This is a genomic window from Longimicrobiaceae bacterium, assembly GCA_035696245.1.
Taxonomy (GTDB): domain Bacteria; phylum Gemmatimonadota; class Gemmatimonadetes; order Longimicrobiales; family Longimicrobiaceae; genus DASRQW01.
Genome location: DASRQW010000046.1, coordinates 1 through 7,998, shown reverse-complemented (window position 1 = coordinate 7,998; position 7,998 = coordinate 1). Strand labels below are relative to the sequence as shown.

The window sequence follows — 7,998 nt, the reverse complement described above, 5'->3', positions numbered from 1 at the left end:
CGGAGCGACCGCGGTCCAGGCCCATCTCATATCAAGCGGGCCGCGCTGCACCCGCGCGAGGCTGCTCTAGCGCGGCGCGCCGGAACAGCGCCGCCGACGCGACGAACAGCACGACGAACATCCCGTTCACGCCCAGCAGCTCCAGCGGCCCGCTCTCCGGAGCGCCCAACCGCAGGATGATCGCGATGGCGCCGACCAGCGCCTGCGCGGCCGCGGTCGCGAACAGCGCGCGAGCCATCCCGCGGGGCTGCGAGCGCGCGGCGACGGCACCGGCCAAGCAGACGGCGAGCACGCCGGCGTACATGAAGTTGGCGGGGTTGTCCTCGCTCCCGATGAGGCCCACGGCAAGGTTCGACCACACGAGGAAGAGCGCTCCCCCGAGCGCGACGCCCACGGCGGCGCGGTACACGAAGTTGGTCGCCTTCCTCACTCCCAACTGGTACAGGAGCGCGGTTCCCACCAGGAGGGTGCCGGCCGCGGCGAAGTCGAACGGCGTCCAGACCACCTCGTCCGTGAACTGCATCGCCACCAGCGGCACCAACAGAAGCGCCGCCGCCGCGAGCACGATGCGGATGGTGGACCGGTACGCCGTGTTGTCCGTCTTCATCACTTTTCCCAGGTTCGAGGTGTCAGTTCCCACGTCTCCGAGCAGGCACGTCGTGGGCGAGTAGCTTGCCCAACAGTAAAGCACTTTGTATCGAAAAGCAACCCAGGCATTCTCCTCGACGCTGGATCGGCACAAGGAGGCTGGACTCGTCAGCTATACGCGACGTTTGCGCGATTCCTGGATACCGTGAGTCAGCAGATGTGGGGTCGAGCGGGAGATGCGGGAGATGGGGCAGATGCGGCAGATCGGCAGATCGGCAGATGGGGCAGATGGGGGAGATGCGGGAGATGCGGGAGATGCGGGAGATGCGGGAGATGCGGGAGATGCGGGAGATGCGGGAGATGCGGGAGATGCGGGGAGGCCGCGCATCTCCCGTTCTTCATTCGTGGCGGATGGCGTCGATGGGGGAGAGGCGGGCGGCGCGGCGGGCCGGGTACGTGCCGAACGAGAGGCCGATGATCAGGGCGGAAGATGCCGCCACGGCCATGGTGGACCACGAGACCCCGGCGTACACCAGCGCCTGCGTGCTGGCCCGCATGGCCGCCGCCGCCGCGAACGCGATCCCCAGCCCCAGCAGCAGCCCGATGGCGCTGCCCGAGCCCGAGATGGCGACCGACTCCGCCAGGAACTGAAGGAGGATGTCGCGCCGCCGCGCCCCCGCCGCCTTGCGGATCCCGATCTCGCGCGTGCGCTCGGTGACCGACGCCAGCAGCACGTTCATGATCCCGATGCCGCCCACCAGCAGCGAGATGGCGGCGATGGCGCCCAGGAAGAGCTTGAACGCGCGGAAGGCCTGCTGCATCTGCTCCACCCGGTCCAGGCGCGTCTCCACGCGCATGTCGCGGTCCCAGCGGCCGTAGCGCGTGGCCAGCCAGTCCTCCACCCGCTCCTGCACGGCGGGCACCTGCTCCACGCTGGGCGCCTTCACCAGCAGAGTGCGCGGGCCCTGCGCTTCCGCGGGGAGCATCACTTCGGGCGCGGCGCGGATAGGCACGAAGATTCCGAGCCCCCGCTCACCCCGTATCTCCGCGCGAATCCCCACCACCGTGCGCGGCATCCCCCGCACTCGTACCGCGCGCCCCAGCAGCTGCGCCGGCGAATGCGTGCGGGAAAGCTCCACGGCCGCCGTGTGGCTCAGCACCACCACGGGCACGTTGCGCTCCGCCTCGATCTCCGAGAAGAAGCGCCCTTCCTCGATCTCGATCTCATTGAACTCTGCAGCCGTCGCCAGCGTGGCCGTCACGCGCGCGCCGCGGCGCCTTCCGCCGTCCGGGGGCGTCACCAACGTGGTGCCGCCGATGGAGAGCCCCACGCCCGCGATGCCCGGCACCTCGCGCGCGGCGGCCTGCGCATCTGCCGTGGTGAAGCGCACGAAGCGCTGCCGCGGCACCTCTACGCCGTCGATGCTGTCGGCCGTGCGGGGGTTGATGAACACGTTCTGCACGTCGGTCGTGCGCGAAAGCTCGTTGCGCGCGAAGCTCTCCATCCCGTCGCCCAGCGACAGCACTGCCACCAGCGCCGCCACCCCGATGATCACCCCCAGCGTAGCCAGAAAGGTGCGCATGGGGTTCCCGCGCAGCGTGGAAAGCCCCACGCCGACCGACGAAAGCTCGGTGGCGCGGTCCTGCGCGCGGGTCGCCGCGGTCGCGTTTCGGGAAGGCTGCTGCTGCATGAGGAGGGAGATGCGGGGCGGGACGCGGCCCATCGTGTACGCCGCGGAAGTACGCGGGTGTACGCGCACGCGGATGGCGGGGTTTCAGCTGCGGGCCAACAGCCTCGCCGCCGGATGCGGCAGATGAACGTTGCCTCGGGAACCGCCGCCGCGTATCATCGCTCCCTATCGAGCAATTTCCGTAGGCGAGCAGCCGGGGTGACGATGAACATCAGGTCCTTCGTGCGATCGATCTTTCGGGCGGCGGCATTCTCCGCCGTGGCGCTCATCATTGCGGCATCCGCGGGGCGCGCGCAGGACTGCCCATCTCCGCGGAACCACGGCCAGGGTCAGGTCCGCGCGCTGTTGGGCGATGCGCGTATGGAAGTGGGCCTTCGCGCGAACGGGATGGCGGGCGCGATCCGCTCGCCGGTCCGGCCGCTGGCGGGGCATGCCGACGCGCCGCTGTGCCGCCGGCTCGCCGCCGTGATCCAGCCGGACACCGCCCGCCCCCACGTGGCCAGCTTCTTCGAGGCGGGCGGGTACTACTTCGCGGTCGTGGAATACGCGCAGGCACAACCCGCCGCCGTTCGGCACCCGGACGGGCGCGTGACGCTGCACAACGAGGAGAACTGGGACCAGATCTGGATCCTATCCCCCGACTTCCGGTTGATGTCGGTGCAGCTCTGGTGACTTGATCGTGCGATGAGAGAGCGGCCTTCCGCAAGCGCGTGCGGAGGGCTGCTTCGTCATTTGGATCCCCCGAAAATCGCGGTTCGGGTGATGTGGGGCGTTCGGAGAGCCGGGCGGACACGCAGGTCCGCGCCCTACCTGGAGGTGCGGTGGTGCGGGGCCAGGCGGTCAGGCAGCGGCGATTTTCGTCTCGGTTTCCGTCGCCGCCGTGGGAAGGGGCGGAGCCGATGGAAGGGCGCCGATAGCGGGGACATCCGCCTCGGCCGCGTCGTGGTCGGGCGGGGGGAGGAGGTGGTCGAGGGGGACGTGCTCCTCGGCCATGCCCTTGCGGCGCGGGTCGGCGATCCAGGCGGCGACGGCCTGCATGAAGCGCCACACGCCGCCCTCGCCGGGCAGCCGGTAGCCTTCCTGCGTTGGGTCGGTGCCCATGCGCGCGAAGACCTGGGTGAGCCATTCCGGCCCGTGCCCGCCCGCCTCCAGTTCCGGCAGCCACGCCTCCAGCTCGCCCGGCGGCACGATGAACACGCCGTACGCGAACAGGTTGTCCAGCAGCATCTGCGCGGCGGGGCGGTGGTCCTTCCCCAGCGTGTAGATGCCCCCGCTCTTGAAGTCCTCGTTGCGCAGCTTCTGGTGCACGCGCGCCCGGAGCTCCTCCCACGGCGCCCAGAACACCTCGGGCACGAACGCCGCGCGCAGCAGCTCGCGGAAGTCCTCGCGCCCCTTCAGGATGTCCAGGTCCACCACCGCGGCGGCGGGAATGCCCATCTCCCGAAGCGGCCGGACGATGCGGCGGATGGTCTGCTTGTTCTGCGCGTTCAGGAAGACGCACCCGTCGGCGCCGCGCGCGCGGGACACGAGCAGCCGCTCGTTGACCTCCTGGTAGAACACGCGGTCCGCATCGGCCTCGCAGACGATGGCACCCTCGTGGAAGAGCGCGCCCAGCACGCCCGTGGAGCGCAGCAGCGGGTCGCGCATCATGGTCTGGAGCTTGTCGGCCGCCAGCAGGCGCGCGCTGGCCACGCCGCGCCGCCACGTGAGCCGGACGATGTTGACGCGGCGGCCGGCCTGGATGCAGCCCATCACGAACTCCGGGCTGTGCGTGCTGGCCAGCACGTTCGCCCCGCGCTCGGCGGCCAGCTCGGTGAGGCGGCGGCCCAGCTTGCGGGTGAGCGGCGGGTGCAGGAACGCCTCGGGCTCGTCCACCAGCATCACGCGGTAGTCCGCGCTGAGCACCGCCGCGGTGAGGCCGGTGAACGCCTTCACGCCGTCGCTCATGTCGGCGATGTCGGCCGCACGGCCATGGAACGCGCGGGCGCGGTCGTCCTGCGCCTGCTCCTCGGCGTCGTCCAGAGGCGCCCGCTCGGACATGCGCACGCGGAAGTGCGTGCCGCCGCTGGGGTCGATCACGAAGTACAGCCCCAGCGCGTCGGCGGTGATCTCGCGGATGCGCTCGCGGGCAACGTCGTCGCGGAAGAGCGCGGCCAGGTGGTTCACCGGCTGGTGCTGGAGGTTGCCCACGCGCCGCGGCTGCATGAGCGAGAGGCGGGTCTGCCCATCCAGCCGAATGGTGAAGAGCGAGAGGAAGTCGCGGCTCAGCAGCGCCATCTCGGGGTCGCTGAGCGGGCCGCCGTGGCGGAGGGCGGCGAGGACGCCGGCCAGGTCCACCAGGCGCTGCTGCGGCTCCCACACGTCGGTGGCGCGCTTGCGGGCCTGCTCGGCGGCGCTCTTCATCTCCGCCACGCGCAGCCAGCCCTCGGGCACGGTGACGGCGGGGTCGTCCACGCGCCGGGCCATCAGCATGCGCTCGGCCTGGTCCGCGTCCGGGAAGTGCGGCTCCAGGCGCGCCACGATCTCGCCCGAGAGCTCGCCGCCGCTCTCCAGCAGCGTCTCTATCTCGCGCAGCGCCAGGCTCTTCCCGGAATTGTTGGGGCCCACGAAGACGGTCATGGGGCCGGGGGCGAACCGGAGCGGAGGCGAGCCTTCGCTGGGGCCGAAGCGCAGGACGACGTTGTTGAGCATCGCGGGTCGGGACCCGGCCGGGGCCGGGGATGCGGTCGGGAATGGCGGGCCACCCCGCTCCCATCCCCCGCGGCGGCGCCACGGGCGGGAGGATCGGAATGCAAACGGATGGTAACGCCCGCCCCCACGCCTCGCCAGTACGCGCGGACGGCCAGGCCGCAGGCTGCACCCGCAGTGCCACGCCCGCGTCTTTCGCGGAACAGCGCCTTCGGCAGATGAGGAAAATCGCTATCGGGAGATGGGGAAAAGCGGCTTGGAAGGTGGCGAGAATCTGCGTCGGCAGATCGGGATCGAAGGTCCGGGCGGGATCGGACGACGTTCCATCTCCCGTGATGCGCCGTCGTCGGGTAGGTCGGGATATGGGCAGATGTGCATCTCCCGTCGTCATCTACCGTCCCGAAGGCAGAACCGCCCTTCCGGTCAGGCCGGAGAGGGCGGTTCGTCGTCTTCCGTTGCGTCGCCGGGGATGGGGACGTGCTCGGCCAGGCGCTCGCGGAGCAGGCGGACGAGCAGCGGGTCCATGTACGCGTAGTCGTCGGATACGTGCAGGCAGACGAAGCGCTTGCCGTTCAGCGCGTCCCCCAAGCGCTGGCGCATGCGCTCGCGGTGGCGCTTCTCCATCACCACCACCACGTCCGCCCAGCCCACGTGGCCAGCGGTGACGCGGATGCGCGCGTTCGGCTCCGTGCCGGCCGAGCGGACCTGCCAGCCGGGGACGTCCGCGAACACGTGCTCGGCCGTGAGGCTGCGCAGCCGGTTGCGGCTGCACACGAACAGGACCTTCAGGGCACCGGCGGGGCGGACGCGGGAGCGCTGCGGCGGAGGCGGATCGCGGCCGCGTTGGCCGTCGAGGAGAGCCGGAGCTCCACCAGCGGCGCGCGGAAGCGGCCGTGTGTGATCGTGGCGCTCATGAGCGGGGCGGGATGCGGGGCGAGGCCGGACACCTCCTCGCGCACGGTTCCGCTGAAGGTGCCGCTGATCTCGGTGGAGGTCACCGACGTCACCGTCACGGTTCCGGAGGTGAACATCAGCCACACCGGGGGCTGGCCAACGGACTCGCGAATGAAGGCGCCGAAAGCGCATTCACCGGCTGCGTCGGGGCAGGCGGCGTCGTTGCGGATCTGGTAGGTATGCGGCCCCGTGGGCCGAACGAATGTTAGGCTCAGCATGTCGCCCACGCCGTTTCCGGACGTCTGGTAGCCCGCCACGTTCAGGTTGGGAGAGGCGTAGTAGAGTGCTTCGGCGTACGAGCCGGTGGTGCCGCGCTCCGGCTTGCCCACGGCGGAGAAGCTTCCGGACAGGTCGCCCGCGTAGTCGAACTGCATCGACCCCACGCCGTCGGCGCCGGTCGCGTCGGAGCAGGCGGAAAGGAGCACTGCGCTGCCGAGCAGCACGGCGGCGAGCTGCCGGGGGAGACGGATGTGCATCGTTCGATGGTGGGACGGGAGATGTGCGGCCGGCAGCGAAAACGCTCGGCCGTGTGGAGGTGCGGGAAAGGCGGCAATCTGCCGTCGTTGGCGCGGAGGGTCAACCCGTCAGGGCGCGGGCTCCACGCTTGGAGCGGGGCGGCCGGGCAGGGGAAGCGGCTGCCACCGCCGCGGAGCGAAGAGGGCGCCTACACCTGCACCGAACACCGCATCCCAGCCGACGGTGCTCGTCAGCTCGCCGGACGAGATGCGGCCCCGCGCGCTGTCGATGCCGCCGAAGACGGCGGCCAGGGCCGCGGCGATCCCGGCGCCCATCAGCGCGCCGCGCGTGCGGTTCTTCCCGCCGCGGACCTCCAGCATCGCCAGGTCACTCAGTGCGTACCGCGTCTCCGTGCCGGCCGGTGCGCTTCGCGGCCAGATGACGATGGTGCTGCCGTTGCCATCGGTGCGCAGCGCTTTCCCCGTGACCTGGACGCCGGGGGCGGCGAGGGTCGTGACGCGCACGGCCGCGCCGGGCTCCAGATCCAGACGGAACTGCGCGGCGGCCGGCGCGGCGCGCAGCGCGGATGCGGCGAGGACCGCCGCGGTGACGCGGAGTGCGTGGCGCACCGGCTCAGCCCGCCGGGTGGGGCAGCGGGACCGGCGTCCACCGCTCGGGCGCGACGGCGGCGCCCACGCCTGCACCCACGGGCGTGCCCACGAGGACCCCGGCGATGAAGCCGGCCAGCCCTCCGAACCCGCTCGTGTCGGCGTGGCCGCCCGCCGTCCCGCCGGCCACGCCGCCCACCAGCAGCCCGACACCCGCGCCCGCGAGCGCCCAGGTCCAGCGGTTGTGCCCGGCGCTCACCGAGAGCGACCGGAGCTGCCGCGTCTCGATCTGGAGGCGCGCGCCGCCGCCGCGGCCCAGCAGCAGCGAGTCGCGCGTGAGGCCGGCCACGCGGCCCACCATGGGGTCGGGCGAGATCACGGGCGCGGTGAGCCGCACGCGCGAACCTTCGCCAACGCCCATGCCGCGCAGGTCGTTGCGCGAGGCATCGTACCCGGAGGGCGGCGCCGATCCGGGCGCAGGCGCGGGGACGGGCGTCTGGGCGGCAGCGGGCGCGAAGGCGCAGGCCAGGAGCAGCAGGGCGGCGGGGATGGTGCGCATCGAGGTGGGTCTCCGCGGGTGGGTGTGGTCTTCCGGCCGGGCGTGTGGCGGCGGCAATGTACGTCCGGCGCGGGATGTGACCTAATGTTTTCTGCTCGCCGGCGGCGACCATCGCGTGCATCTCCCGTCGTGACCAGAGCTTCGGGACCGTGGCCCATGCGGCGCATCTCCGGTCACGGCAAACGGATGCGGCACGGGAGATGCAAGGCGTGCGATGCGTTATCTCGTTGTAAGGTTGGTAGTTGCACACCAACGCGGAGGCTCGCATGCTCGCCCTCATCGAAGCCGGACGGAACGTGCTGGAGCAGGTGGAGCTGGTCCTGGCCGCCCTGACCGCCACCGCCCTGTTCGTGGCCGTGCGCCCCTTCGCCCGCATCCCCGCCGCCGACGACGCCGAGCGCGCCGACTAGCCGACCCCCGCATCGCGCGAGAGCGGCACCTCGGCCGGCGAGCG

10 protein-coding genes are annotated in these 7,998 nt (G+C 71.5%); 2 read left to right on the top strand and 8 right to left on the bottom strand.

All coding sequences use genetic code 11. The annotated features are described in order from the left end of the window. Positions 1 to 31: 31 nt before the first annotated feature. The 3 genes from VFE05_02025 to VFE05_02015 form a co-directional block, all read right to left on the bottom strand. Entirely contained in the window at positions 32 to 607 is a 576-nt protein-coding gene (locus VFE05_02025; protein ID HET6228823.1) for a hypothetical protein, read from the bottom strand. Between the two features lie 153 nt (positions 608 to 760). Next, a complete protein-coding gene (locus VFE05_02020; protein HET6228822.1) occupies positions 761 to 976 on the bottom strand; it encodes a hypothetical protein in 216 nt (71 codons plus the stop codon). Positions 977 to 986: 10 nt separating this feature from the next. After that, positions 987 to 2,312, bottom strand: coding sequence for an ABC transporter permease (locus VFE05_02015; GenBank protein ID HET6228821.1), 1,326 nt, complete (start codon positions 2,310 to 2,312; stop codon positions 987 to 989). Positions 2,313 to 2,639: 327 nt separating this feature from the next. On the opposite strand from VFE05_02015, the gene VFE05_02010 reads away from it, so the two are divergent. Beyond that, positions 2,640 to 2,951 (top strand): hypothetical protein, encoded by a 312-nt coding sequence (locus tag VFE05_02010; GenBank protein ID HET6228820.1) that lies wholly within the window; start codon positions 2,640 to 2,642, stop codon positions 2,949 to 2,951. Positions 2,952 to 3,119: 168 nt separating this feature from the next. Here VFE05_02010 and VFE05_02005 read toward each other — a convergent pair whose 3' ends face one another. The 5 genes from VFE05_02005 to VFE05_01985 form a co-directional block, all read right to left on the bottom strand. Further along, on the bottom strand, positions 3,120 to 4,970 hold the full coding sequence (locus tag VFE05_02005; GenBank protein ID HET6228819.1) for an ATP-binding protein: 1,851 nt from the start codon (positions 4,968 to 4,970) through the stop codon (positions 3,120 to 3,122). Positions 4,971 to 5,390: 420 nt separating this feature from the next. Then, complete coding sequence (locus tag VFE05_02000) at positions 5,391 to 5,741, bottom strand: hypothetical protein (protein HET6228818.1); 351 nt, start codon at positions 5,739 to 5,741, stop codon at positions 5,391 to 5,393. Between the two features lie 11 nt (positions 5,742 to 5,752). Then, positions 5,753 to 6,397 carry a hypothetical protein gene (locus VFE05_01995; protein HET6228817.1) on the bottom strand — a complete coding sequence of 215 codons (645 nt, stop codon included), beginning with the start codon at positions 6,395 to 6,397 and terminating at the stop codon, positions 5,753 to 5,755. Between the two features lie 108 nt (positions 6,398 to 6,505). After that, positions 6,506 to 7,006, bottom strand: coding sequence for a hypothetical protein (locus VFE05_01990; protein ID HET6228816.1), 501 nt, complete (start codon positions 7,004 to 7,006; stop codon positions 6,506 to 6,508). 4 nt (positions 7,007 to 7,010) lie between these two features. After that, positions 7,011 to 7,544, bottom strand: a complete 534-nt coding sequence (locus VFE05_01985; protein HET6228815.1) for a hypothetical protein — start codon at positions 7,542 to 7,544, stop codon at positions 7,011 to 7,013. Between the two features lie 266 nt (positions 7,545 to 7,810). On the opposite strand from VFE05_01985, the gene VFE05_01980 reads away from it, so the two are divergent. Then, positions 7,811 to 7,954: a hypothetical protein gene (locus tag VFE05_01980; GenBank protein HET6228814.1), complete on the top strand. Its 144-nt coding sequence runs from the start codon at positions 7,811 to 7,813 to the stop codon at positions 7,952 to 7,954. The last annotated feature ends 44 nt before the right edge of the window (positions 7,955 to 7,998 follow it).

What these genes read in the sequence shown, in the direction of transcription:
- VFE05_02015 (HET6228821.1), bottom strand. Translation starts at nt 2,312, where the DNA reads ATGGGCCGCGTCCCGCCCCGCATCTCCCTCCTCATGCAGCAGCAGCCT.
- VFE05_01995 (HET6228817.1), bottom strand. Translation starts at nt 6,397, where the DNA reads ATGCACATCCGTCTCCCCCGGCAGCTCGCCGCCGTGCTGCTCGGCAGC.
- VFE05_02005 (HET6228819.1), bottom strand. Translation starts at nt 4,970, where the DNA reads ATGCTCAACAACGTCGTCCTGCGCTTCGGCCCCAGCGAAGGCTCGCCT.
- VFE05_02020 (HET6228822.1), bottom strand. Translation starts at nt 976, where the DNA reads ATGCGCGGCCTCCCCGCATCTCCCGCATCTCCCGCATCTCCCGCATCT.
- VFE05_01980 (HET6228814.1), top strand. Translation starts at nt 7,811, where the DNA reads ATGCTCGCCCTCATCGAAGCCGGACGGAACGTGCTGGAGCAGGTGGAG.
- VFE05_02025 (HET6228823.1), bottom strand. Translation starts at nt 607, where the DNA reads ATGAAGACGGACAACACGGCGTACCGGTCCACCATCCGCATCGTGCTC.
- VFE05_01985 (HET6228815.1), bottom strand. Translation starts at nt 7,544, where the DNA reads ATGCGCACCATCCCCGCCGCCCTGCTGCTCCTGGCCTGCGCCTTCGCG.
- VFE05_02010 (HET6228820.1), top strand. Translation starts at nt 2,640, where the DNA reads ATGGAAGTGGGCCTTCGCGCGAACGGGATGGCGGGCGCGATCCGCTCG.